The organism is Sorangium sp. So ce131, assembly GCF_051519095.1.
In the GTDB taxonomy this organism is placed as follows: domain Bacteria; phylum Myxococcota_A; class Polyangia; order Polyangiales; family Polyangiaceae; genus Sorangium.
This window is the reverse complement of record NZ_CP150455.1, coordinates 9,773,061-9,796,233: the sequence shown is the minus strand read 5'-3', so window position 1 is coordinate 9,796,233 and position 23,173 is coordinate 9,773,061. Positions and strand designations below refer to the sequence as shown.

The following is a 23,173-nucleotide window of genomic DNA, read 5'->3' as shown; positions in this document are numbered from 1 at the left end:
CTGCCGTGCCCGATCCCGGTGGTTCTACTCACACCGGGGTCGCGCCAAATCCATCTACATTAAACTTTGTCAGGTCACACGCGGGGCACACGCCAAAAGAAAGACACGGCTCTCGCCGTGTCTTCTGAGTGGAGGCGCCGGGAATCGAACCCGGAGACGAATCTGCGGGGCGGATGCGCGAGAGATACGGCGATCGCCGCGTCGGACGCGTCGGAGCGGTATCTGAGGCCATCGAGGGCTCGACTCCTCTCGTATACCCGAGTGCCCTCTCGTGGAGCCCCGTGCCCTGGAGTCGGGGCACACGCAGGGCACACGGCGTGGCGAGCACGCCGAGGTCCGGAGGCTCGGCGCGAGGGCCGTAATCCGGCGGCGTCTGTGCATCACATACCTGCGCCAAGCCGTTAGAGCAATCGATTGCCTTTGATTGCGGTCACGATTCTCAAAACTATCTAAAATTTTCTGGTATGGATTGTTTGTTGACCACATACTTTCTGTGCCACATTGGTCGACGCACGAGATTGCATATGCCACGCTGGGCGCTAGCGCGGATCCAAATACTTGTGACTGCCGGCGGCGGCAGGAGTGGGATTCCGCTACAACGAAGTCCGTCTTCGGTGAGTATGTATATTTCCCGACTTCGTATTCTGCCGATTTGTTCTGTAGAGCAAGAAAAAAAATTAAAGTATCCGCCCTCATTGGTTGTAGCGCGGCATGGAGTGCCAAGGAGCCACACTTCTGCGTTGTGCGCTGGAAGATTGTGATTTCCGATGAATATGATGCCAGACAATTGATTCTTGGTTGTTTCAGGGTTTGCAGGATTTGCCACCATTTCGGTGCTCTCGACATCGTTTGCTCCGTCCCGAAAGCCACCGTCTAGTGCCTCGGAATCTGCTTCGGTGCTCTCGGCATCGTTTGCCCCGTCCCGAAAGCCACCGTCTGGTGCCATGGAAGCTGCTTCGCCATCTACCTCTGACGGAGGAATGATAGTCTCCTCGGTCGGTTCATACGGGTCGCTCTGGGACGGTTCTCCAGAGATAGCCGAAAGGATTGTCACCAGAGCTCCCGCGATGCATGCGCCTGCCAGGGCAGTTGCCAGTCCTGAAAACTTATGGTTTGTCGCTGTCGGTGAGAGCGGAATTGCGCCGGCTATATCTGTGTTATGATATAGCTTTGTCCCCTCATGGTCGTGTGTCTGGATTCTCTTTCCGAAGCTGGAAAACTCCGTGACCGCGACGCGGATCCCACTTACGACCGACACCCACGCTTCGTCGGCGTTTCGCCAACTCGTGACAGCTTGCGCCCCGCGCGGCAGTGCGCCGAGGTGTGCAAATGGGGCGTCCTTCCAGTCACATGCGCGGATAATCACAGGGATGACGCAGGCCTCTCCACGAGTGTGCCGCACGAGAGCGCGCTCCATCTCTAGCCGATAGCAGTCATCAGATGCGAGGAAGCTCGCGCTGATCAAGAGGAGCACGACGCGTGCAGTCTCGATGCGGGCGGCAATGACGTCATCCCGAACCTCGCCAGGAACGATCTTCTTGTCGTACCAGGTGCGAATCACTCCTTGCCGTTGAAGCAGTGCGAGATGTGCGATCACTTGCTCGCAGAACTCGCTGTCGGCGGGCGCGTAGGAGATGAAGACGTCGACGGACTCCCCCATAAATGCAGACTATCCCACACTTGGGGCGGAAGTCCACCTTCGTCCAGCTTAGCCGCCCCATCGTCCTGGTCCGTCGCTGCTGAGCCCGTCAGAGCACAATGCACGTCGCTCCGTCGCACAGCAGGCGGATGGTTACTATCGCGAGGCCGGCATCACCTCGCCGGGAGGGCGGACCGGGGAACCGGCCGCTGAGGCAAGGAACGCGTCCGACCTACGCTTCGCTCACGCAGGCCTCGCAGAGGCAGAACAGCCTTATGGCGCCGCTGAGCTCCCCACCGACGAACCAGAGCTGGAGCGAGAGGCCCAGGGGCAGGTCATGGATTATAGTGTGGACGTACGATGGCGGCGTGTGGTCGAGCATGCTCCGGAGGTCGTCGCGGGGGCGACGCCGGTTGCGTTGCACCTCGGAGGTGACCGGCGCCGGGCCGGCACCGCTTGTATGGGTGCACGGGCTGGAGATCTCCGGCCCGCGACAGCGCGGGAGCGCGTCCTCGCGAGCACCGGCCTCGCCGAGCTGGACCCCTCGCTCCGCCACGCTGCCGTCGTCGGCGACGCTAGAGAACTCCCAGCCACGAGCGGTTCCTGAACACACTGGGAGCGGGCCTCCGAGGGGATTAAGCCTCCCACCCGGACCTCAGCGCTGATTCTGTTCTCGTGCCTGCTTGAGTCGGCTCACGGAGGCTCAAGTGCTGGTGTTCGGTAGGCCCGGCATCACCCTGGTCAAGCTCGTGTAATAATCGATTAGTCGAGGCCATCGAGGCCCCAAGTGCGAATTCAGAAGCCGTATGAGACTCGGGCCGTCGATGAGCTCAAGTCTTGGGTTCTTTTTGGCCCACTTTCGCGCGGCGGGAGAAAATGATTGTGTGCATACTATTATGCCTTTGGAGACCTTCGCGTCCTCGACTGCCGCGTGAAGCTCGCGGACGACACTGACGCCGACATTGTTTTGTGTGCACTTGCATTGGATTGCTGCGTCATACCGTTGTCCATTTGCTGTGAACGTTGCGCGAATGTCGATTCCTCCATCATGGCTTGCCTGTGTGAGCGAAGTTGTGTGGCCCATCTCAGAAAACAGGCTAGCAACAAGGCGCTCAAATTTGTGGCCACCGAGACTGACAAGCAGTTCGGCAGGGTGCTCTTCTTCGATCCACTTTGCGCGAATTAGTCCGATTGCGTCGTAAAGTCTCTGTAGCCACCATCCGCGATCGAGTGCCTGGATATGGGTGTCCGCATAGGCTTCCAGCACGTAGATCGCCTTCTGTGGGCTATCCTGGATTAGGTCTATTATCCATGTGAGTCCCTCCCAGGCAGGCCCACCGCGAACGACGCGGCGCTGTTGCTCTGTGCGTATCTCACTGACTGCCCTGGGCGTTATTGCGTCGATTGGTGGGGTGCACGTGGGAATGAGAAAACGTCGTATAAGGTCGATGACCTCGTGAGCGCTTCGGCCTCTGATCGTGTCCAAGTACTCGTCGCGCATTTCGTTTGTTGGAAATGCATAGTTGGGATCCAGGTAAATCGTGGGATCGTCGAGCTTCGACAGCCATTCGGCAAGAGTGAGGCTTCTGCCTTCGACCAGCTTCCGGCCATAAATGTAGATGTCTTCCATGGTGACGGTACGCTCGGTGACCCGGTTCCCTGGAGCGAGCAACGAGGCTCCCTGCAGCCAAACTTAGCAAGTGGGTAAGGAGGTGTCTACACACCGGCGTCCTCCGACGCGGCCAGCGCAGCCATGGCAGTGCCACAAACCGTTGGATCATCGCGACCGCTCACCGGAGCGAGCCACCCCTGGGCCCTCCGGCGCCTCGCCGGCCGACGATGACCACATCGCCGGGCCGTGGCTCCGGCCAGCGCCGCCTCACCGGGCGCAAGGGGGCCGCCGGCTGTCTGGGCGGTGTCGAGGGAGGCTTGGCCGGCTGCTCCTCCTCCCCGTCGGACTCGGGTTCCTCTTCCTGCCCGACCGCGCCGCCCGTCAGAGCACGACCCACGTCGCGCCGTCGCTGACCAGCCGGAAGGTGACGTACGGGTACCCGTCCCGCGCGATCTGCTGCCCCGTGCTCGCGTAGATCTCGATCGCCTCCTCCTGCCCGGCGACCTCCTTGACCACGACCTCGGCGCCGACGTTGCCCGCGGCCGGCGGGAGGCGGATCGTCACCGGGTCCTGCGCGTTGACCCGCACGAGCTCGCCCGGCCGGGCCGTGTAGGTGTTTGTAACCACGGGGCTGACGAGCCATGCCCCGGGGATGAAGACGTCGGTCCGGTTCTCGGCCGGGTTGTCGGTGACCATGGCTCCGACGAAGTTGAGCGCGGGGCGCTCCGGTAGCTCGACGCCCGCGGCGAAGATGCGGCGGACGCCGAAGAACAGCGTGTCGATCCAGTTCAGGACCCTCGACATGGTTACCTCTTCAGGTGAAGGACGCGAAGGACGAAGCCGTCGTAGATGCCGAGCTGCCCGGGGTCGCCGTTCCGGGTCTTGCCCTGGAGCTTGATCCGGTAGGTGCCGGCCTGTGCCGCCACGAGGAAGCCCGAGATCGCGGCCGGCGCCCGGGAGTTGCGGAGCTCCGACGCGACGTGGGCGCCCGCGGGGACCACGATCGCCCCGTTCGGCGCCACGGCGACGAGCCGGACGCGCGCCTGGTCATCGGCGCCGCTGGCCAGGAACTCCAACGTGAAGGAGCAGTCCAGGAGCAGCACGTCGAGCGGCTCCACGTTCGGCACGTCCACGCGGAAAACGAAGGAGCCCGCGTCCAACCAGTCGGCGTACGCCATGGTCGGGGCCAGGCCGACTCCGTTCTCCTCACTGCCCCACGAGGTGAGGTGCACGGCCTCTACCCGGCGGTTGAAGAGGTAGAGCGTGCGGTCGGCGAGCGCTTCGAGCCCGACGTTGACGCTCGCGGCGTCGCGCACGGTGCCATCGTTCAGCGTCTCGAACGACCTGGGGAAGCGGTCCTCGCCGCTGTACTCGGCCATCGTCAGACCTCCACGTAGTGGGCGTCGTCACGCCGCGCCTTGATGCGCTTGCCGGTCGCGTCCTCCTTCGACCAGCGGCCCCACCACCCGTCGGGCATGCCAGGAGCACCGGGCGGGGAAGACGGCTCGAAGCTCGCGGAGTCGTACGCGAGGATGAGCATCACGCAGTTCGCGTGCGCGCCTTTCCACTGCTGGACGATGGCCGTGAGCGACTCGATGTTGCTGACCGGCGTCTGCAAGCCGAATGCCTGCCCGGGGCCCCACATCGAGGTGCCGTCACCCCAGTTCCCGTCGGGCTCGTAGTGCGGCGGATAGGCGATCACCCAGAAGTCGGACCAGTTGCCCTGGCGCTCCGGATGGGAGAGCGAGTCCCAGTCCCAGTTGTTCGGCTCGGCTCGATGCCACGTGAGGTCGCCGGAGGGGTCGAGCGTGTACCAGACGCCGGAGCGGGTCACGATCCGGACCCTGGGATGCCCCGGGTAGAGGAAGCTCTGGATGGCCAGCGCGAGCACGTAGGCATTGCCGGCTGCGCGCCAGTAGTCGAGCCACCGGATGAGGCGCGCGCCGTACGCGGCGTCGCTCTCCGCTGGCCCGCGGATGATTCGCCGGTCGCGCCCGATGTACGGCAGCGCGGTCGGCGTACCAAGGCCGGGCATCCGCGCCTGAAGCCCTTGCACGAGCACCTCCGCGCCCGCGTCGAGGACGGAGGCCATGGCGTAGAGGTAGCGGAACCCGACGGTTCTACCGGGCCGGTCCGACAGCCACGGAGGCACGTACCGGCGCAACGTCTCGCGGAAGCTCAGTTTCGGCACGGTGCCGCCTCCTCCTGGCGTTGACGCCCGATCGCGGCTGCGTAGGCTGCGGCGCCATGCGCAGGGCGGTGCTGGGCGTCGTCGTAGCTGCCGTGGTGCTTCCGGGATGCGGGCGCCTCGACGTGGAGGACCTGTTCTGGACCCCGCCGCCTGGCTACGTCGGGTCGAGCTCCTCGACGGGCGCACCGCAGGCCTGCGAACCCGGAAGCCGGATCGGCTGCGCGTGCCCTGACATCGCGCTGGAGAGCACCAAGGTCTGCCTGTCCGACGGGAGCGCGTACGGGCCCTGCGAGGGCTGCGGCGGGCAGGGAGGCGGGGGAGGTAGCTCCACCACCTCGGCGAGCGCGTCCTCGGGCGGCGGAGGGCCAGGAGAGGGCGGCGGGACCGGGGGGCAGGGCGGATCTGGTGGAAGCGGGGGCGCCGAACCGGAATGCACGACGCTCGCGGACTGCCCCGGGCTCGATGGTCCGTGCTCCTGGCGTACCTGCGAGGCTGGCGTGTGCGGCCGGGAGCTCGCCCCGGCGGGACCCCTCGCCGAGCAGACCGCGGGTGACTGCCGCGAGCGGCGGTGCGACGGAGCCGGACGCGAGCACGAGGTGCCTGCTCTCGACGACATCGAGGACGACAGCAACGAGTGCACCGCCGACGCGTGCGCAGTTACCGGCCCGACGCACGAGCCGGTCGCCACGGGCACCGCGTGCTCGACGGGCCTGTGTCAGGACCGCGCCTGTGTCGAGTACATCCCGGTTCGGTGCGAGACGACCGAGGGAATATTCGTCGACTGCGACGGGGAAAGTAGATCCTACATCGTTCGTTGGATGACGTCCCCAACGACGTTCGAGGGCTGCGACTTCCTCAGCGGTACCGGATACTGCGTGCCAGGATCGTTTTGCCATGTTATCGGCCCGACATACTTGGAGGGTACCTGCCTGTAGAGGGGTGATCATACTTGGCGTACCCCGATGTCGTTGATAGACGCGACCGGAACCTCGCTCTCCGTCAGCGTCTCGTCGGCAGAGGGGACCGATACGTCGGCTTTGATGATGAACGGCGATACGTCCTCGACCTGCCCTATGATGGCGTTCCTGAAGACTCGACCAGGTGAGCGCGGTCCCAGAACGTGACCGCCGATCGGAACAACCTTCAAGTAGTCGCTTATGCGAGTGTCGACTGCCGCAACCACCTGAGTATTGCTCAGATTAGCTTCCGTGGAGATCCACACCTCGCACGCAACGGGAAGCGGACGCGGAACGGCGCTCGCGACGGTGCACGTCACCCCGACAGGAACCACCTTGGTGCGGATCGCCTTGTCGACCGCGCCGAGGTCGGTTGAATCGTCGCCGATCGTGCCAGGCACCGCGCCGTTCGGGCTCGCAACGTAGACCGTCACATGCCCGACGGAGCTCCGCTTGCTGACCCAGACGCGGTTGACGTTCACAGGCGAGCCGTCGGACTTTCGCGCGCTCTTCGCCCAGTAGACGTAGGCCGCCTCGGGGCCGTTGGGGCTGAGCGCTCCGAGCGAGTCACGGCAGCGCTCGCGGAGCTCGGGATCCGTCTCCCCGTCACGCCCGACGACCGGCGCGGGGTTCGTGCAGGTGACGCCGCGCATGGTCGTGACGAGCACCGTGATCTGGCCCGGCATGGCCGAGCTGCGAGAGCCGGCCTCCAGCGCACGGACCGCGACGGTGAGCGTCTGCCCGGCCTCGAGCCTGAAGAACGCAACATTCGTGTACTGCTTGCCGGTGACCGAGTGCTTGCAGACGAACTCGCCGGGCTCGAACTCGAAGATTCCACCGCCCGCGTTGACGAGCTGCACCTCGCCCGAGGCGAACGTTGCCTCAATCCGCGTGACCCCGTAGACGTAGTAGGCAAGGAGGGTCAGCCAGATGCCCTCCGCCGTGTCGAGGAAGTTGGCGCGGATGGCGAGGGCGATGACCTCGGTGAAGCCGGCGAAGATGGCCGCGACGACGGAGATGATCGCCTTGGCGGCGCCGCCGTCCTGCCATGAGGTGACCGGGAGCTTCATCGCGGCGAGCAGGCGGTGGATCGACTCCCGCACCTGCTTTCGCGAAAGCGGCGTCATCAACTGGTCGATGGGCAGCAGCAGGATCACGGCCGAACCTCCAAGAGGGTGACCGTCGCCGCAGTGACGCTGAGTACCAGCGTGAACGGCCCCTCGGCTGTGGTGCAGTGGATCGACAGCTCCAGCGTGTCGGGGGAAGGCTTCGAGACGCGCGTCGTGACGTCGAAGATGCGCTCGTCCTTGGTGACCTCGGAGCGGATGATCCCCGGGACAGCGGCGAGTTCCGCGGAGGTCATGCCCCGGGAGAGCAGCTCCCGGAGGTCGTAGCCGTAGTCCGGCGCGTCGAGGAGGGCACCACGAGGCGTCGTGAGCCGGCGGTAGACGGGCTGCGCGAGCGCCCGCGGCCCGGAGGCCAGCTCCAGGAGCTCGGTGAGGTCGTCGGCGCAGTCGAAGTCGACCCCGAACCCGTGCGGGTCCGGCACGGTGGCCGTCGCTTCGGGGTCCGCGGTCACGCGGGCGAGGACGTCTTCAAGCAGGCTCATGCGCGCACCTTCGAGCGCACCTGCGCGGGAGGCGGGACGAGGCTCAGCCGCACCGCAACGACCCCTGGGCCCGGCTGGACCCCGGCGATGTTCACCAGGTCGCCGTCCCTGACCACGATCGCCGTGGCTGCTCCGAGGTCGACGGCTCCCGCCCCTGCGCCGATCCGCACCGCCTCCGTCGCGTCAAGGACCAGGGAGACGGGCAGGAAGGTGCTTCCGCCGTCCCGCGAGAACGCCGTGACGATGGGAAGCTGCGGGTCGCCTTCGATGAACTCGACCAGCACGATCGCGCCCGGCGTGAGCTCGGCGGACAGGCCGGCCATGCCCGCGGCGATCGGCACCGGGAGGATGTCCGGTAGCCCTGCGCTCTTCCGCACGGCCTGGAGGTCCACCCGATCTCCAGCCATGGCGAGCACGCGGTAGCGGTACTTCCCGAGGAAATCGTAGCGGGGGAGCGTTTCCCGAACGATTGCCCGCAGCACGCGTAAGAGCCGGTCGTCACCCAAGGACCACCTCCTTCACGTGTGGAAACGTCGGATAAAGTACGACAAAACGGCGGTCCGTCAGGCGACCTTGTCGATTCGCAGGCCGGGATCGCCGCTCTGCCCGGAATTTATAAATAGGAGGCAGAAAAGCGCGTCGGCCCGTCACCCGTGCCGCAGCACGACCCGGCGCATAGGACCTATTCGACGACTGATTGACACCATTGATACCTGTGTGATTTCGTGGCGTTGCAGGTAGGGGGAGCGCGGCGTGGGTGCCGACGCGTCGCGCTCCCCCTCTTGCAGCACCTACAGAAAGGTGTGTGCTATGGCAAGAAATGCCAGAGCGAAGAGAAGGACTTCCGGCACAGAACGCAGCGCGCAGATCCGCATCACAGAGTCCAAGATGGCGAGCATCATTTCGCTCGCACTCGGAAGTGGCGCTGACAGGGTCGCCGTGGGGGATGCCATCGAGACTGCCGTCGGTGACCTCGAACTGATCTATGAGCTGCTGACTACGCGCGAAGACCGCTCCACAGCCGGCGCACTGCACGCCATCCAGTGCCGGCTTCGAGCGCTGTCCGAGCTCACTCGCCCCATCAGTATCGAGCTTCGGTAGCATCACGCCGCGAGCTCCTGTCCCCACGCGCTGACGCGCAGCGCCCCCTTGCTCATCTCCACATCGAGCTGCTGAACGACCACTGGGCAGTCGAGCCTTGCCCGCAGCACGGAGCCGATCTCCACGGCGGCCGGGTCGTCGACGGCGAGCTCCGCCACCTTCGCGCGCGGGTCGAAGTTCAGCAGCTCGTAATCCTTGCCGCTCGCCTCCACCTGGGGGCGCAGCCCGGCCCGGGTCGTGCCGTCGTAGCCGACCCACCACGGCGTCGCGCCGAGGAGGTGCCGGAGCACACGCGACGCTGGGCCGGCCTCGCGCACGAAGTCGACCGCGAGCCGTCCGTCGATGCCCGCGAGGTCGAAGGTCTCGCCCACGTCGGCCGCCGTGGCGGTGAGCACGGACCTGAGCGTCACCCCCGCGTCGTTGTGGAAGTGGCGCGCCTTGCAGCGACGTGACCAGCCCCCCGCGCCAGCGACGACGCGCACGCGCGTGCTGAGCTGGAACGTGCCCGAGAACGGAGCGAGCACGGTGCCGCGGAGCTCCAAGGAACCGAGCTTCACCACGGCGGCGCCGCTGAGCTGCTCGGCATCGTCCAGCTCCACATCCGCGTACCAAAGACCGGCGAAGGGCACGTGAACGCGCGCCGTGAGCACGCGATGACCGTTGATGGTAGCGAAGAGCGTCATAGTCCACCCAAGGCGTCGATGATGGAGAAGTCATCGGTCGGGTTCTGGATCTGCTTCATGAGCGCCTGCTGCACGCGGTCGTAGTTGTCCTCGGCCGTGGGCTCGTTGAGCTTCGCCGTGCTGCCCTCGGGCTTCGACAGCATCGGCACAGGAGCTCGGAACTGCTTGAACTTGATCTCCGAGAACCACATCCCGGTTTCGTCGTGCGGCTGGAGCTGGGACCGGTCCTCGACGACCACCGAGCGAATACCCAGGTCATCCAGTGCCGGATGGTAGATATCGAGCGCCTTCGGCCGGACACCGCGCGGCGGCTTGTCAACGATGAGCTTGAAGCTCTCCCACTCCTCGAAGTGCTCGTCCTCCCAGAGGTAGACATTGATCGAGAACTTCGTGAGCCCATCGCCGGTGTAGACGAGGAACGCGCCGCTGATGCCGTAGCCCTTGCGCTCGTCCCAGTCTCGCGGCGAGCCGGCGCCGACCACCTCGGCGAGGCCGGGCGTGCGCCGTGACGCCAGCACGACGACGTTCCACGGATCGGGCTCGCGGAGCGGGTTGATCATGCCGGCTCCGGATCGAGCGGGATGCCTCCGGACACAGCCGCGCCTTCGAGCTCCGCCACGAGGCGCGCCAGGAACGTGCGGCCAGTCAGCTCGTCCGCATCCTTCACGCCCTGGATCACGACGTGGTAGGTGTTGCCGCCGCCCCGCTGCGCCGTGGCTGCTCCGCGTCCCGGGCTCGAGCCCTTCGCACCTGTTGCGGCCTCGGCGAGCCCCTTCGAGGCGACATCGACGCCGGCCGTGCGGCTCTCGACGCCGAGCTCCACGCCCTCGCCGTAGAACGCGCCCTTCTCGAATCCGACCTTTGACGGCGAGGCGATCTTCCAGACGCTCGACAGGGCCGCCGTGGCGCTGGCGCCGAGCTCCTTGACCGCAGCGACGACGCGCGAGATCCCGGAGCGGAGCCCGGCCACGAGGCCGTCGACGAGACGCGTCCCGAGCTCCCCGAAGTCGACCGCGGCGATGGCGCGGTAGGCCGCCATGACGGCGTGGTACAGGCCGTAGACCGCAGCGCCGGCCACGACGAAGGGCAAGGACAGCATCAGGACCGCAGCGGCGAGGGCGATGAAGGGGGCCACCAGCGGCGTGGCCAGGATGGCGACCAACACGGCGAGCGCGCCCAGCGAGCCGATCAGGAGCGCGACCGCCGCGATCCCCGCGTACACGCCCACCTTGACCCCATCGATCTTGGACTTCGAGTCGCTGCCGAATGCCTCTCCGAGTGCGCGCTTGATGCGTACGAAGGTCAACACGACGACGAGCGCCGCAATCACGAGTCCCTTGAAGAACCCCTGCACGTACGGGCTTGCCTTCTCGACGGCCTCGAAGAGCGGGTTCAGCATCGTCTCGGCGAGCAGCTTCAGGTGCCGGCCCGTCACGGTGTTCTGGTCGAGCAGCCGGAGCACGCCCCGCAGCCCGCGCAGGAAGCCCTCGATCTTCACGTCCTTGAACAGCGCCCCGACACTCTCCTTCGCGCGCTGCATCTGGACACCGAAGCCGAGGAGCTGCGCCTTCGCGAGCTTGCCGAACTTGGCCTGCACAGCGTCATCGAGCGCTTTGAGCCCATCCTCGACGCGCACGCGGCCGTTCTGGAGCGCGGCCATCGCCGTCTGGAAGCTGACGCGCATTCGCTTGGCGAGCGCCTGCCCGACATCGGCGAGCTTGAGGCCTGTCCCGTCGAGCGAGAAGGCGTTGAGGACCAGCACCTTGGTACGCGCGGCCTCCGTGGCGATGCCCTGGAGGACACCTCCCGCCGCCTGCCCCATAATGGCCGTCGCGGTCGCGACGGCAGAGAAGGCGGCTTCGAGCGAGCGCCCCTGGAGCCTGGTCCGGCCGAGCGCGAGCGCCATGTCGTTGAGCTGCCCGCGGGCGAGCGCCACACGGGCGGCGAGGAGCTCCACCTGGACGCTGAGCCGCTGGTCTGCGCCCGCCCCTGCGCTCACGGCATCGAACAGGAGCCGCGCCTCCCTGGCTGCGCCGGCCGCCTGGAGCGCGAAGGCGGCGAGGGCGGCTGTGGCGATGACGGAGCCTGCGACGAGCGCGACCAGTGCAGCGGCGAGGACCACGGCAGCGCCCGCAGCTCCCGCCTTGCCGAGGAGGCCTCGGAGCTGCGAGACCCGGCCCGCAAGACCGGCGACTGGGCCCCCGGCCCCCTGCGCGACCCCGAGCAGGTTATCGAGCCCCGCTCCGGTAGCTCGCGCGGCGTTGCGGAGCTCGCCGAACGTGCCCCCGAGCTTCACGTACGACTCCTGCGCGGCGGCGAGGGAGGCGCGCTTCGCGGCGAGCTGGTCGCGGAGCTGCCGCATGACGGCGACGTTGACGGCGCTGCCCCCCTGCAAGCGGCGCATGGCGGACTGCAGCTCGTTGATCGCAGCCTGGTCCGCCTTGATCTTGTCGCGCAGGTTGGCGAGCGCCTGCCCGAGGTCCTTCGCCTTGTCGGCGCCCGTGACACTGAGATCGACCGCAAACCTGGCTTCTTGATCCGCCATGTCTCACCCGCCCAATGCCCGCGCGACCGTCTCGCGCGTCGCCTTCAACTCTGCCTCGATGCGGCGGAGCTCTCGGAGCAACACCACCGCACCCGCCGCGCCGCGCACGAACTCCGCCTCGTTCCTGCCACGCTCCTGGAACAACGATCTCAGGAGCTCTGCCGACAGCCCATCGTCACCCCTCGCGCGCTCCGCGAGGGACGCTATTTTCCCCCGAGCTCCTTCCCTCCGAGGCCGGCGAGCTTCAGCACGGCGTTCGCCGTGGAGATGACCACGACGGGCCGCTCGGCCACGATCGCGTCGTACTCGTCGAGGGGCGGGTGGACGACGCAGGCACGGGCGAGCTCCCGACAGGCCTGCACCGTCGGCTTCTCGCCGTGCTGGTCCATCCACTTGCGCGCCTTGATGCCGTCGGCCGCCTTCACAATGACCATCGTGTCGATCGTCTTGAAGGCCTCGATCTTCTTGCCGAGAGGGCCGTACTTCGCTTCGGCTTCCGCGAGTGCTTCCTCGTCCCTGCGCTGGCGGCGGGTCTCCTCGATCTGCTCCTTGAGCACGGCAGCCCGCCGGTCTCGCTCACGTTTCGCTTCCGCGGCGGCGAGAGCTTCGCGCTCGGCCTCCAGCTCCTTCTCCAGCGCGGCGATCTCGGGATCCTTCGCGAGCTGCTCGCCTTGACCGGTCTGAATCTCAGCACCATCGCTCATGCTCAGTACCTCCCTTGCCTGTTGTCGAAGAGCGTCATGCCCTGGATATTGGGCGTCGAAAGCTTCGCGTACATGATCGTGAGCGGGAGCTCGTCCACGAGCGGGTCAGAGCCGTTCGACAGGCTCGCCTTTCGCCCGCTGATACGGCAGCCGAAGAGCTCCTCCGTGATGGAGATGTCCTCCTCCACGTACTGCAAGATGAAGTGGAAGGGCACCGAGCCGTAGCTCTTGCCATCGGGGCTCTTGCGGGCGAGCGCCTCGATGAGCGCCAGCGCGCTGGCCTTGTAGACCTTGATCGAGCTCCCCTCGACGCTGTACTTGCCTCGCGTGACCCCGCGCGGGACGCCGGCTCGGTCCATGCCCCACGCGAACGCCCGTTCGAGCTTTTCCTCGTAGTCGATACCCGAGAAGCCGTAGAACTCCTCGTTGTCGACCTTCGCGAGGGCGGAGAACCATCCGACCTCGTAGCCATTGCGTCGGAAAACGTCTTTGCCGATGGCCATGTCTCATCCCCTGACGTTTGCCGTCGCGCTCGCAGACGCGACGAGAGCCACGGTCCCCCGCATCTTCTTGATGTACGCGAGCGGGAGCACCCGAACCTGCCAACCGATCGCGCCGGTGCGGAGCACGTCATCGTCGCGGGAGAGCGTGAACGCGACCGCGGTTCCTTTGCGCTTGGCCACAATGGCGTCGCCGAGCCGCGCGTTGAGCTGTCCTTCGATCGAGGTGGCGACCTCGGGATCGATTCGGCCGCTGCCGTCCCGGCGCACCTCCACACCGCGGCTGAGGATGGGCTCGAGCTCGGTGCGCGCGATGTCGCAGGCGAGGTCAATGACGCGCCCGTACTGGAGGTAGAGAAAGTCCGAGCCGACCGGCGCGAACAGCCGGGGGTTGTTCACCCAGACGCCGGCCCGGTTCTCCCAGGACCGCAGGGTCAGGAAGCGCGCATCGTCGAGGCCTGGGAAGACCGTCTCGTCGTGCTCGTCCGGGTTGCCGTTCGCATCCCTGATGAACACGCCAGGAAGGGGCCCGTACGCGAGCTCGGCGAGGTCGATCTCCTCGGAGACTGAGGCCGCGAGCGGAGCGACGGCGAGCGACGGCGGCCGGCGGTAGCGGCGCCGCGACACGGACGAGTCGATCTTCGCGTAGCCGGCGCACACGGCCACGCGCCGGGAGGCCGACTCGCCGAAGGCAGCCGAGAGGGCAGCGAGGTAGGCCGCCGGAGTCTCCCCCGCCTCGGGCTTCCTGGCGTGCGCCACCGCGCGCCGGTTGCGCCCCGCCGCGTGCATGGCTTCAAGGCCCGCGTCGAGCGCCGAGAGCGCCATCGAGTCGAGGTCGCCGTAGACCTCCAGCGCCGTCCAGCGGGCGCGCGTGTGGCGGAGCGCGGTGACCGCCTCTGCGAGCTCGGCCGCGTTCCAGCAGGGCGCCGTGGTCGGGAAGGAGAGCTGGCCGCGAGCACCGATCGTGCCCTCGGAGAAGGTCACCCGCGCATTGCCCGCCTCGGGCAGGACGATGTTGCTCGCCGTGCCGAGCGCCCGCGTGATCGAGAAGGTGCGCCCCCCGTCGAGCGAGTACTGGTAGGTGATCCCGTCCGCCCCGACGGTGCCCCCCGTGATGAACTTGATGACGACTTCGAGCTCGTCCGTCGGCTCGGTCGTGTTGTCGATCGTGGCGACGCTGGTTCCGCCGAGGTTCTGCGCGAGCGGCCCGAACCTGCCGGCCACGCTCGCATCCGTGCGGACCGGGAGCACGGTCAGCCCGAAGCGCTCGATGGCGTATGCGCCCGCCTCAACGAGCGGCCCCTCGACGAACGTGTCCACGAGGTCCTTGGTGCGCGTGGTGGGCGTGGGCGTGTAGAACGGGCCACCCGCCGCCGTGGCGACGATCGCGAGCACGGCATCGGCCGGCGCTCGGATGCCGAGCTGGTTGTCGAGTACCTCGATCTCAATGCTGGGAGTCGACATTCAACACCCCTGTTCTTCGCCGGTTGGCGTCAGCAGGAACGTCTGACCCTGCGCTGCGATGGGAGCCTCTCGCCTCGGGCGGGGAAGCGCACAGACGGGCTGCGCGTATTCGAGCAGGAACACGAGCTCCTCGCCGAAGCGCTTCTCGATGGGACCGAGGCGCCGCGGTGCACTGAGCCGGTAGAACCCGGCCGTGAAGCTGTGGATCGCCTCGACAACGCGATCGTGCAGCTCGACGACGGCATCCCACTGCACGGCCTCGTCCTGCGGTGCGCTCGCGTCGAAGGTCCACACGTAGACGCGCGCGACGAGCAGCCAGTCCCACAGCGGACGCGGGTTCCTGCCCGGCTTCGCCGGGGGACCGTAGCCGCCGAGGGCGCCGCCGTCGTCGCCCGGCGCGAAGACCACGCGGTTTGCCCGGCCAGCCCCCTGGTTGATCTGCTTCGTGGGCTCGCGGTTGCCGAACACGACGTTCGCCGTGACGCCGGCCGCCTGGAGGTGATCCCGCACGTGGCGGTAGAGCGCGGTGAGGCTCACGACTTCTTCCCCTTCACGATGTCGCGGAACGGCGCGACGAAGCCGAGTCGGATCGCGTTGCCCAACTTCGGAGGTATCGAGCCCTGCGGGATGATCTGGCGCTTCGGCTTCCCGCCCGCGCCGAAGTGGTGAAACACGTGATGCCCGGTCAGGACGATGAGCACCACCGTGCCGATCGCCTTCACCGCGATCGCGCCCGCTGCGTTCGCGAGCGGCTTGCCACCGTCGCTCTTGCGCGGCTTCCACGCCGTGCCGTTCGGTGCTCGCCCGGCAGACGCCGATGCGCGGAGCTCCGCGTCGACGTTGCGCGCGGCGATCGGGGCGGCGAGCTCGGGTAGACGAGCCAGCTCGCGGCAGCTCGCGATCATCCGCTCCAGGGCGGCGAAGTCGCCGTTATTGGCCATACCGCGGCTCCCTCGCTTGCGCGTCGGTCCAGAGGTACGGGTTGCCCTCCGAGTAGCCGAGCGGCCCGCCCTTGTCGATCGCGCTACCGCCGCCCGGCGTTGTCTGCCGTCGGGGCAGCTCGACGAGGCCCCTCTCGCTGTCTGCGGCTTCTTTCAGCCACGCGAGTGCCTCGTCCTTCTCCTCCTTGATGAGCTGGTCCTGCTCCGACGACGGGTTGAACCCGCGCTTCAGCGTCAGCCGATAGGCGACGACGCGCGCCACGTTGTCGACGAGCGAATCGGGGTACGGCTCCTGGAAAGGCGCGGCGTACCGCTTGATGAGCCGAGCATCGAACTGCCCCGAGATCTTCGTCGCGACACGCAGGGTGATCCCCGGGTACTGGACCTCGAGCTGGGTGATGTCCTCCTCGGGCAGCGTGCCGAGATCGCGGACGTCAGCGATGGTGACGTAGCAGCTCATCGGACCCCTCTAACCCCAAAGCCCCGCCGGCTGAGCCGGTCGGGGTGGGGTACAGCAAAGAGCAGGAAAGACAGCGATCAGGTCACGATCGTCTCGAAGTCCTGCAGCGACAGGCCAGGACCGGTCGGCTTGAACTTGAAGAACAAGAAGGGATGGCCGTACTCGACCTGGTTGCGGCCGTCGAAGGTCCAGCGGAACTTCTTCATGACGTCGAGCTCCGCCTGGTCGAGGTGCGAGAAGCTGTTGAGCTTGAACGGCCGCCGCACCTGATAGATGAACGCGGGCAGCGCGTAGCCGATGACCTCGCAGCCGATGTACCAGTGCCCGTCGACGGTGAGCTCGTGGGCGGACACCGGCGGGTTGAAGCCGTAGGTGCGCAGCACGTTGTCCTGCGCGCCGAACTGCGTTGCGCCGTCGCGACCGAGGGTCTGGGCCAGGAGGATCTCCTTGCTCGTGAGCTCCTGGTACGGGCTCACGACGAGCGAGCGCGGGATGAGCTTGCGCGGCTTATTGTTCGGCCCCTTGATCGTCTTGATGAAGGCGATCGCCCGCGCGAAGTTGCTCGGGGTGAGCGGCGCGTTCGTCAGGAGGTTCGCGTACGTGCCCGCCTCGGGACCGAGCACGGGGTTCACGGGGTGCTCGACGTGGAAGAAGTCCACGCCGTCGTAGGCCGGGTGATCCTCGCCTTCCTCGATGAGCCGGAACAGGCCGTCCTGCGGGAAGTAGGCCTCCTCGCCCGCGATCTGCTGCGCCCACTGCGCGCCGCGCTGGATGCCCTTGCCGTCGACGTCCTCGATCGAGTTGCGTTCGAGCTCCAGCGCCGTCCCGAACTCCTCGTTCTCGATCTTGTGGCTCACCTCGAAGAGGTCTTCGAGGGGGAACCGGCCCCCGTTGCCGAGCGGCTGGATGCCCGCCGCGTTCAGCATCCACGAGTAGTACTCGGTGCGCCCGCTGCTCGGCATCTGCCGCATGAAGCGGTCCCAGATGAGCTCTTGGAGGACCGAGGCCCAGGTATCCTCGAAGAGGTACTGGAGGTTGTCCTCGAACTGCAGGATGAAGCTCGGAGTGATCTGGACCGACATGTCACGCCTCCAGCTTCACCGCGACGAATCGGCCGTCGTCGGTGAGGTCGAAGATTTCGCCCGCGGCGCTGTTGCCATCGGCCGCGCTGGTCACGGTGAGCGGGCCAGCCCAGAAGCACTGCGTGCCGCGATCGGCCTTCTGCACCGGCGAGCCCTCGGTGTCGTTGTTGAGCCAGATGACCTGGAACTCGTGATAGAAGTCGACCTCTGCGACCTTCGCTCCAGCGGCCCCCCCGGTGTTGTTGACGTCCTGCGTCCACCGGCCGCGAAGCTTCGAGAGCGTCTCGATCCCTGCGGCCGGCTCGCGGTAATAGCCGCCGTCGATGACGGCCGGCCGACCCTTGCGGACGGCGACGTCCGCCGCGAGCTGGACACTCGTGCGGCTGACTCGCTCGACCTGCCCCGCGGACTGCGGGCGGAACTTGCGGACCGAAGCCATGATCAGCCCCTCCCGTTGAGACGGTCGAAGCCAGCGCGGAGCGCGGCGCGCAGCTGCGTCGGGGTCGTGGGGTGGATCCGCATGCCGCCGTCGGGGGTGCGCTCCGGCCCCACGGGACCGCGGTTGATGCCCATCTTCTGGTCGACCTCGGGGTCACGGGCGCCCGGGGTGAGGCCGCCGCCCTGCCCGCCGCGCGTCGGCGTGGACGCTCTCGCCGCCCGCTGCTGCTGCGCCGGCGGCTGCCCGCCCGCGGTCGCGTCGAGCAGGCCCTTGACCACGGCGAACGGCTGACTGCGTGCCCACCGGAGCTGGTCCTCGCTCAGGACGCTGCCCGCGCGCTCCAGGAGCTGGTCGCGCTTCACCGAGTCGAGGTCGCCCGCGAAGGGCGCCACGGCAGCACGTACCGCCTGCTGGATGACCGTGCCGAGATCGTCGGCTTGCGGCTGCGCCGGTTGCGGCGCTCGCGCGGCCCTGTTGTTCGCGCGCTGATACACGGGCGGCTTCTCCTCGTCCTGCATGGTGGGCATGGGCTTGTCCTCGTCCTGCATTGCCGGCGGCTCCTCGCTCTCGGGCGTCGCGGAACCGCCGGCCATCGCCGCGATCGCCTTGGTGATCCAGCCCTTGACGTCCTCGGGGACGTCCTCCCGGGCACTGAGCGCGCCTCCCTCGGTCGCGAGGGTCGCGAGATCGTTCGGATCCATTCGCTGTGACCTCCGGCCCGCTCGCAGCGGGCGCCTCATGGCTCGGGCCATCGCCCGAACCAACACTTCGCCGTCCGCGGTCCCGCCGAGCTCCGCGAGGAGCGGCGACAGGGACCACACGAACTGTTCTTCAGCCGCGATCGACGCCGGCTCTCGGTTTCCGCCCACGAGCGGCGAGAGCTTCGCGTGGAGCAGCTCGTGGACCACGGTCTCGGCCACACGCGCCTTGTCCTCGGGCGTGCGCGGCGCACGGATGTAGATTCGGGCGCGCTGGTCGTCGGGGAACGGGTCGCACAGCCCGTAGGCCTCGGAGCCCTCCGGCGTCCTGAGGTCGTTGACGACCTTGAGCTGGATGTCCCAGTCCCGCATGCGCAGGCGCTCGGTCCAGTAGGCGACAAGCCGCGCGATGTCAGGCTGCATAGGGCAACTCCTGTTGCGGCTCAGTCGAGGCAGGGGGAAGCGGTCGCGCAGGACCACGCGCGAGCTGCGGCGTCTTGACGTCGGGCTTCGCGTCGCCGTCCATGTCGCCGGCAACCGGAATGGCGAAGCGGGCGGCAAGGGAGCGCGCGTCCACCTGGAGGCCGTGCCGCTGGAGCGCAGCGGCGCAGTCGTCCATCGCCTTGGCCGCGGCGCTGAGGCTCTCGGCCTCGGACTTGAGGTTCGCAGGGGGTCGCGTATCCCAGGCGACGGTCGCCCGCACACCGCGCGGGAAGCGCCCCTCGGGCAGCACGACCGGGAGCGCCTGCGTATTCAGCGTCGTGGCGAGTGCCTCTGCGTCACCCTGGATGAGGTCCGCACGGATCGTCGCGTGGATGTTGGCATTCGCGAATCCCGCACCGCCGGTCACGGTCACGATTTGACCCGCGACGGAGATCATGAACTCCTGGTTGCTGTCCTCGATGGTTTGTCGGAAGCTCTCGTAGCCGCGGCCGTTGCTCTCCAGGAGCTTGGCGTCGTACCCAGGCGTCAAGCCGAAGACGGTATTGACGCCCCACGCCATCACCTTCTGGAACCAGCTCTCCTTCTGCTCCTGCGACGCACCCTGCGGCGCGACGGCGACCCTGGCGGGATTCGCAAGCTTGGAGTTCCAGTTTTCCCGCAGGAAGAACGCGTGCTCCTTCGAGATATACGCGCGCGCGAGCGCCCAGAGCAGCCCGTTGTTCCACGGCTCCTGACGACCGCCGGGCGTGTAGAGCACCCAGCGGCCATCGCCCGGGGTGATCGGGAGCAGGCCTTCGAGGGACCGGTAGTACCAGCGGTCCTCGTGGGCCCGGTAGATGAGGTACTCAGGGTCAAGGCGGACGAAGACGGGGTACGCCGAGCCCTCGACCTCCACGAACTCGCCAACCCCGACCCCGAGCACCACCCCGTCGGCGTCGAGCATCGCCAGCTCGGAGGCGGGGAAGATGGCGTTGAAGGTGCCCTCGCGCCCCTCGGCCCCCTCGAAGAACGCGACCGCCTCGGGGTCCCCGGCGAAGCGCTTCGGGAGCCGCACGAGACCGCCCGTACGCGTCCCCAGGAGGCCCTGGACCACACCGTCGCGGCGCAGCGCGCGGTAGAGCTGCCCGGCCCGCGCAAGGTCGCCCTGGCTGGCCTGGTGCTGCGCGTCCTCGACGTCGCGCTGGTACCAGCGCGTGACGTTGACCGGCAGCGGGGCGATCCGCTTGCCCCTGCGACGGCGACGGTGCGCCTCGATGCTGCGCGCGGTAGGGCGCGCCCCCGCGATAGGCGACGAGGGCGGCGGAGCGGGGGCCACGAGCTCGGCGACCGCGGCCGCCATGGCGCGACGAATACGGCCCCTCATGTGCCGATGCCTCCCGCGTACGGGTCGAGAGCACCGCCGTACGGGTCGAGTCGTGCGGCCTCCCCGTCGCCGTCGTCGATGGCGGCGTCGTCGTCGGTGTGGTCCGGCTGGAACATCGCCGGCTCCCAGACGCACAGCGCGAGCGCGTCCGCCCGGTCAGGCGAGCGCTTCAGGCGCCGACGGAGGTGGTCCTTCGACTCCACCTTGCGGCGCTGGAGCATGTCGAACTCGAACTTCGGCGCGGTGAGCTCGGCCGCGAGCTTGCTGTCCTCCGGGATCGCGCCACCCGCCTTGAGCCAGTCGCGCAGGGCGAACCAGAGCTGATCGCGGAGCAGGGGAAACTCGGTCGGGAGGCGCGCCTTCTCCGCGACGTTGACCGGGATGACCTCGATCTCCTCGGAGTAGGCCATGAGGAAGTGGACGACGCGGATACCGATGCCGCCGCACGCGTCGACCTTCACGGCCGCCTTCGGCTCGCGGGGATGCCGATGCCGCCGCACGACCTGCATCACCTCGAACGCGAGCTTCTCCTCGCTGAGGCCGTTCCACGCTGCGACCTCGATCGCCTTGAAGCCCCGGCGCGGGATCGCCACGGCGTCGTCGTCGCCGAAGCGCGCGACGTCGACCCCGACGTGCAGCCGGCCCTCGGCGGGCACGTCGTACCAGCGCTCCTCGGCCTCATCGACCAGGTAGAGCGGGATGACCGTGCAGGCGTCCTGCCGGGCGAAGTTGCCGCGGACACGCACCTGGTAGATGGCCGAGTCCTCGCCCCACTCCTGGCGCTTCTCCTCGATCCACTCCCGCGTCGCGAGCCCCGGGATGACCTCCCGCCCCTCGATGACGTTGGGTGTCTCTTCGCTGGAGATGTGGACGGTCTTGTAGAACTCCTTCTTGTCCGTGTGAGACCGGAAGAACTCGCCCTCGCAGCGCGTGGGGTTCCCGGTGAGCAGCACGCGAGCCCCCCCGGCCCTGTTCCCCTCGATGGCCTCGAAGATGACCTCAGGGATGCCGCTCGCCTCGTCGAGGATGTAGAGCAGGTTCTTGCCGCTCACTCCGGCAACGGCCTCCGCCTCCTTGGCCGTGAAGCCAGTAATCTCGCGGAAGTCCTTGGACTTGAGCCCGGAGCGCGCGAGCTCGTGGATCTCGCCGTCGAGCGGATGCTTCGACCGCGCGTACATCCGGCGCAGCTCGTACCAGAGGATCTGGTTCACCTGCCGGTCGGTGACCGAGGACATCACGACGCGTGCGTCCTCGAACGAGGCGTAGAACCACAGCGCGATGCCCGCGTCGGTGTTCGACTTCGAGACCTTGTGGCCCGAGCGGACCGACACGCGCTTGTGGTCGCGCACGGCCTCGATGACCTCGATCTGCCGGCTCCAGGGCTCGATGCCGAGCACCTCCCGGAAGAAGGCGACGGGGTTCTCGCGGTACCGCGCCGAGGGCCAGTGGATGCGCCCCTCTGTGGCAGAGGCGGCGAGGATGGCGGCCGAGAGCGCCCCGGCCATGCTCACCCGGGGGCGGCGCCCGCGCTTCGCCACGCGATCGGCGATCGGCTCGGTCATGCGGCCTCCAGGTCGGCGAGGGCCTTCGCCACGGCAGCCGCGGCCTCAGGGAAGGGCGCCAGCGCCTTCGAGATGGCGGCCTCGATGCGCTTCCACTTCGGCGAGTCGACGATGGTTACCTCGGCGTTCGAGTTGATCTCCCCCGTGAACCTTCCCAGGAGTTCCAGCGCCCCCTTCGCGGCCACGATCAGCGACGCCCGGTCACGCCAGCTCGCGTCCTCGTCCTCGACGGCCTCGCGGACCAGGAGCTCGACCTTCTCGACCAGCGACAGGCAGCGGGCCCGCGCGTTCGCGACGGCCTTGAGGTCGTCCTCGCTGCCCCCCGTGCGCCGGAGCGCCCCCTTGAGGCAGCCCTCGGCGTGGAGGCGCACCGCCGCGGCGTCCACGAGGTGATGGCGCCCGATGGTCTTCCAGGTATCGCCTGCGGCGATCGAGACTTCGATGTCGGCCCGCTTGGCGTGAGCACAGATCGAGCAGGTGCTCGTCCCCGAGGTCGGGCGGGGAAGGTAGACTACGTTGGAGGCCTTCTCCTGGCCCGAAGAGGGCGCACCCGTTGCGGCAGGGCTATCCGAGCATGACGGAGCCTCCTTGGAGCGATGGGCGTCGTGACGGCGCAGCGCGACCTTCGTGATGCCGAACCGCTGCGCGATCTTGATGATGTCCTCGCCAGCCGCGAGCGCGGCATCCACGCCCGCAAGCTTCTTGTGCTTGCAGACGACGCAGCTTGCGCTGTTCTGCGAGGGATCGGCCACATCCTAAGAAAAGCACACCTCGTTATAACAGGTGTAATAGACTTTCGGGACGCCGGAGAGCACCTAATCGCAAGAGCCAGCCTTTGGTACTTCAACATTTCCCGCACTGTTCGGAGAGGACAGCGGGGCCACGACACAACACACACCCGATATACCCTCGTCAATAGTCGCGTTTGTGCTGGCGAACGCGGCGTGGAGGCCAATGAACCTGGGAGAGGCAGCCCGCCGCAGGCGTGGTGGCGGGCGTACCTGAGACAGCCCCGTCCTGGCACGGAGCGGTACCGTCCTGGAATTCTCGGCATGTGGCGGTCACTGGGGTAGCTCGGAGCCGGCCGAGTTCCAGAGAGGGCCAAGAGGAGGGCGCTCTCGGGGGAGGGTCCTCTTCTGGTGGGAGGTCCTGCTATCCCGCGGGTGGCTGGCTGGGTGGG

At 67.5% G+C, this 23,173-nt stretch carries 24 protein-coding genes; 1 reads left to right on the top strand and 23 read right to left on the bottom strand.

Annotated elements, in window-relative coordinates; all coding sequences use genetic code 11:
* Positions 1-445: 445 nt before the first annotated feature.
* From WMF43_RS35525 to WMF43_RS35490, 8 genes are all read right to left on the bottom strand, one after another.
* Positions 446-1,660, bottom strand: coding sequence for a toll/interleukin-1 receptor domain-containing protein (locus WMF43_RS35525; RefSeq protein WP_437671550.1), 1,215 nt, complete (start codon positions 1,658-1,660; stop codon positions 446-448).
* A 682-nt stretch (positions 1,661-2,342) separates the two neighbouring features.
* Entirely contained in the window at positions 2,343-3,269 is a 927-nt protein-coding gene (locus tag WMF43_RS35520) for a restriction endonuclease (protein WP_437671548.1), read from the bottom strand.
* A gap of 363 nt (positions 3,270-3,632) precedes the next feature.
* Positions 3,633-4,055 carry a hypothetical protein gene (locus WMF43_RS35515; RefSeq protein WP_437671547.1) on the bottom strand — a complete coding sequence of 141 codons (423 nt, stop codon included), beginning with the start codon at positions 4,053-4,055 and terminating at the stop codon, positions 3,633-3,635.
* 2 nt (positions 4,056-4,057) lie between these two features.
* Entirely contained in the window at positions 4,058-4,630 is a 573-nt protein-coding gene (locus WMF43_RS35510) for a hypothetical protein (protein ID WP_437671545.1), read from the bottom strand.
* A 2-nt stretch (positions 4,631-4,632) separates the two neighbouring features.
* Complete coding sequence (locus WMF43_RS35505) at positions 4,633-5,442, bottom strand: hypothetical protein (RefSeq protein ID WP_437671543.1); 810 nt, start codon at positions 5,440-5,442, stop codon at positions 4,633-4,635.
* A 943-nt stretch (positions 5,443-6,385) separates the two neighbouring features.
* On the bottom strand, positions 6,386-7,555 hold the full coding sequence (locus WMF43_RS35500) for a baseplate J/gp47 family protein (RefSeq protein ID WP_437671542.1): 1,170 nt from the start codon (positions 7,553-7,555) through the stop codon (positions 6,386-6,388).
* Positions 7,552-8,007 carry a hypothetical protein gene (locus tag WMF43_RS35495; RefSeq protein ID WP_437671540.1) on the bottom strand — a complete coding sequence of 152 codons (456 nt, stop codon included), beginning with the start codon at positions 8,005-8,007 and terminating at the stop codon, positions 7,552-7,554. The genes WMF43_RS35500 and WMF43_RS35495 overlap by 4 nt, the downstream gene beginning before the upstream one ends.
* Entirely contained in the window at positions 8,004-8,513 is a 510-nt protein-coding gene (locus WMF43_RS35490) for a hypothetical protein (RefSeq protein WP_437671538.1), read from the bottom strand. Before WMF43_RS35490 ends, WMF43_RS35495 begins: the two co-directional genes overlap by 4 nt.
* A 304-nt stretch (positions 8,514-8,817) precedes the next feature.
* On the opposite strand from WMF43_RS35490, the gene WMF43_RS35485 reads away from it, so the two are divergent.
* Complete coding sequence (locus tag WMF43_RS35485; RefSeq protein WP_437671536.1) at positions 8,818-9,108, top strand: hypothetical protein; 291 nt, start codon at positions 8,818-8,820, stop codon at positions 9,106-9,108.
* Positions 9,109-9,110: 2 nt separating this feature from the next.
* Here WMF43_RS35485 and WMF43_RS35480 read toward each other — a convergent pair whose 3' ends face one another.
* From WMF43_RS35480 to WMF43_RS35410, 15 genes are all read right to left on the bottom strand, one after another.
* Positions 9,111-9,791: a hypothetical protein gene (locus WMF43_RS35480; protein WP_437671534.1), complete on the bottom strand. Its 681-nt coding sequence runs from the start codon at positions 9,789-9,791 to the stop codon at positions 9,111-9,113.
* A complete protein-coding gene (locus tag WMF43_RS35475) occupies positions 9,788-10,351 on the bottom strand; it encodes a hypothetical protein (RefSeq protein WP_437671532.1) in 564 nt (187 codons plus the stop codon). Before WMF43_RS35475 ends, WMF43_RS35480 begins: the two co-directional genes overlap by 4 nt.
* Complete coding sequence (locus WMF43_RS35470) at positions 10,348-12,336, bottom strand: hypothetical protein (protein ID WP_437671531.1); 1,989 nt, start codon at positions 12,334-12,336, stop codon at positions 10,348-10,350. The genes WMF43_RS35475 and WMF43_RS35470 overlap by 4 nt, the downstream gene beginning before the upstream one ends.
* Before the next feature lie 203 nt (positions 12,337-12,539).
* Positions 12,540-13,040: a hypothetical protein gene (locus WMF43_RS35465; protein ID WP_437671529.1), complete on the bottom strand. Its 501-nt coding sequence runs from the start codon at positions 13,038-13,040 to the stop codon at positions 12,540-12,542.
* Positions 13,041-13,042: 2 nt separating this feature from the next.
* Positions 13,043-13,543 carry a hypothetical protein gene (locus WMF43_RS35460; RefSeq protein WP_437671527.1) on the bottom strand — a complete coding sequence of 167 codons (501 nt, stop codon included), beginning with the start codon at positions 13,541-13,543 and terminating at the stop codon, positions 13,043-13,045.
* 3 nt (positions 13,544-13,546) lie between these two features.
* The gene (locus tag WMF43_RS35455; protein ID WP_437671525.1) at positions 13,547-15,004 is read right to left on the bottom strand and encodes a DUF2586 family protein; all 1,458 of its coding nucleotides are present in this window, start codon (positions 15,002-15,004) and stop codon (positions 13,547-13,549) included.
* Complete coding sequence (locus tag WMF43_RS35450) at positions 15,005-15,541, bottom strand: hypothetical protein (RefSeq protein ID WP_437671523.1); 537 nt, start codon at positions 15,539-15,541, stop codon at positions 15,005-15,007. It abuts the gene before it with no gap.
* The gene (locus WMF43_RS35445; RefSeq protein WP_437671521.1) at positions 15,538-15,945 is read right to left on the bottom strand and encodes a hypothetical protein; all 408 of its coding nucleotides are present in this window, start codon (positions 15,943-15,945) and stop codon (positions 15,538-15,540) included. The genes WMF43_RS35450 and WMF43_RS35445 overlap by 4 nt, the downstream gene beginning before the upstream one ends.
* The gene (locus WMF43_RS35440) at positions 15,935-16,405 is read right to left on the bottom strand and encodes a phage protein Gp36 family protein (RefSeq protein ID WP_437671519.1); all 471 of its coding nucleotides are present in this window, start codon (positions 16,403-16,405) and stop codon (positions 15,935-15,937) included. Before WMF43_RS35440 ends, WMF43_RS35445 begins: the two co-directional genes overlap by 11 nt.
* Positions 16,406-16,482: 77 nt before the next feature.
* On the bottom strand, positions 16,483-17,487 hold the full coding sequence (locus WMF43_RS35435) for a Mu-like prophage major head subunit gpT family protein (RefSeq protein ID WP_437671518.1): 1,005 nt from the start codon (positions 17,485-17,487) through the stop codon (positions 16,483-16,485).
* A 1-nt stretch (position 17,488) separates the two neighbouring features.
* Positions 17,489-17,926, bottom strand: coding sequence for a hypothetical protein (locus WMF43_RS35430; RefSeq protein ID WP_437671516.1), 438 nt, complete (start codon positions 17,924-17,926; stop codon positions 17,489-17,491).
* Positions 17,927-17,928: 2 nt separating this feature from the next.
* On the bottom strand, positions 17,929-19,047 hold the full coding sequence (locus tag WMF43_RS35425; protein ID WP_437671515.1) for a hypothetical protein: 1,119 nt from the start codon (positions 19,045-19,047) through the stop codon (positions 17,929-17,931).
* Positions 19,037-20,431 carry a phage portal protein family protein gene (locus WMF43_RS35420; protein WP_437671513.1) on the bottom strand — a complete coding sequence of 465 codons (1,395 nt, stop codon included), beginning with the start codon at positions 20,429-20,431 and terminating at the stop codon, positions 19,037-19,039. Before WMF43_RS35420 ends, WMF43_RS35425 begins: the two co-directional genes overlap by 11 nt.
* Positions 20,428-21,993, bottom strand: coding sequence for a hypothetical protein (locus WMF43_RS35415; protein ID WP_437671511.1), 1,566 nt, complete (start codon positions 21,991-21,993; stop codon positions 20,428-20,430). Before WMF43_RS35415 ends, WMF43_RS35420 begins: the two co-directional genes overlap by 4 nt.
* The gene (locus tag WMF43_RS35410) at positions 21,990-22,682 is read right to left on the bottom strand and encodes a hypothetical protein (protein WP_437671509.1); all 693 of its coding nucleotides are present in this window, start codon (positions 22,680-22,682) and stop codon (positions 21,990-21,992) included. Before WMF43_RS35410 ends, WMF43_RS35415 begins: the two co-directional genes overlap by 4 nt.
* Positions 22,683-23,173 lie beyond the last annotated feature (491 nt).

What these genes read in the sequence shown, in the direction of transcription:
- WMF43_RS35525 (WP_437671550.1), bottom strand. Translation starts at nt 1,660, where the DNA reads ATGGGGGAGTCCGTCGACGTCTTCATCTCCTACGCGCCCGCCGACAGC.
- WMF43_RS35520 (WP_437671548.1), bottom strand. Translation starts at nt 3,269, where the DNA reads ATGGAAGACATCTACATTTATGGCCGGAAGCTGGTCGAAGGCAGAAGC.
- WMF43_RS35515 (WP_437671547.1), bottom strand. Translation starts at nt 4,055, where the DNA reads ATGTCGAGGGTCCTGAACTGGATCGACACGCTGTTCTTCGGCGTCCGC.
- WMF43_RS35510 (WP_437671545.1), bottom strand. Translation starts at nt 4,630, where the DNA reads ATGGCCGAGTACAGCGGCGAGGACCGCTTCCCCAGGTCGTTCGAGACG.
- WMF43_RS35495 (WP_437671540.1), bottom strand. Translation starts at nt 8,007, where the DNA reads ATGAGCCTGCTTGAAGACGTCCTCGCCCGCGTGACCGCGGACCCCGAA.
- WMF43_RS35485 (WP_437671536.1), top strand. Translation starts at nt 8,818, where the DNA reads ATGGCAAGAAATGCCAGAGCGAAGAGAAGGACTTCCGGCACAGAACGC.
- WMF43_RS35480 (WP_437671534.1), bottom strand. Translation starts at nt 9,791, where the DNA reads ATGACGCTCTTCGCTACCATCAACGGTCATCGCGTGCTCACGGCGCGC.
- WMF43_RS35475 (WP_437671532.1), bottom strand. Translation starts at nt 10,351, where the DNA reads ATGATCAACCCGCTCCGCGAGCCCGATCCGTGGAACGTCGTCGTGCTG.
- WMF43_RS35470 (WP_437671531.1), bottom strand. Translation starts at nt 12,336, where the DNA reads ATGGCGGATCAAGAAGCCAGGTTTGCGGTCGATCTCAGTGTCACGGGC.
- WMF43_RS35465 (WP_437671529.1), bottom strand. Translation starts at nt 13,040, where the DNA reads ATGAGCGATGGTGCTGAGATTCAGACCGGTCAAGGCGAGCAGCTCGCG.
- WMF43_RS35460 (WP_437671527.1), bottom strand. Translation starts at nt 13,543, where the DNA reads ATGGCCATCGGCAAAGACGTTTTCCGACGCAATGGCTACGAGGTCGGA.
- WMF43_RS35455 (WP_437671525.1), bottom strand. Translation starts at nt 15,004, where the DNA reads ATGTCGACTCCCAGCATTGAGATCGAGGTACTCGACAACCAGCTCGGC.
- WMF43_RS35445 (WP_437671521.1), bottom strand. Translation starts at nt 15,945, where the DNA reads ATGGCCAATAACGGCGACTTCGCCGCCCTGGAGCGGATGATCGCGAGC.
- WMF43_RS35440 (WP_437671519.1), bottom strand. Translation starts at nt 16,405, where the DNA reads ATGAGCTGCTACGTCACCATCGCTGACGTCCGCGATCTCGGCACGCTG.
- WMF43_RS35435 (WP_437671518.1), bottom strand. Translation starts at nt 17,487, where the DNA reads ATGTCGGTCCAGATCACTCCGAGCTTCATCCTGCAGTTCGAGGACAAC.
- WMF43_RS35430 (WP_437671516.1), bottom strand. Translation starts at nt 17,926, where the DNA reads ATGGCTTCGGTCCGCAAGTTCCGCCCGCAGTCCGCGGGGCAGGTCGAG.
- WMF43_RS35425 (WP_437671515.1), bottom strand. Translation starts at nt 19,047, where the DNA reads ATGCAGCCTGACATCGCGCGGCTTGTCGCCTACTGGACCGAGCGCCTG.
- WMF43_RS35420 (WP_437671513.1), bottom strand. Translation starts at nt 20,431, where the DNA reads ATGAGGGGCCGTATTCGTCGCGCCATGGCGGCCGCGGTCGCCGAGCTC.
- WMF43_RS35415 (WP_437671511.1), bottom strand. Translation starts at nt 21,993, where the DNA reads ATGACCGAGCCGATCGCCGATCGCGTGGCGAAGCGCGGGCGCCGCCCC.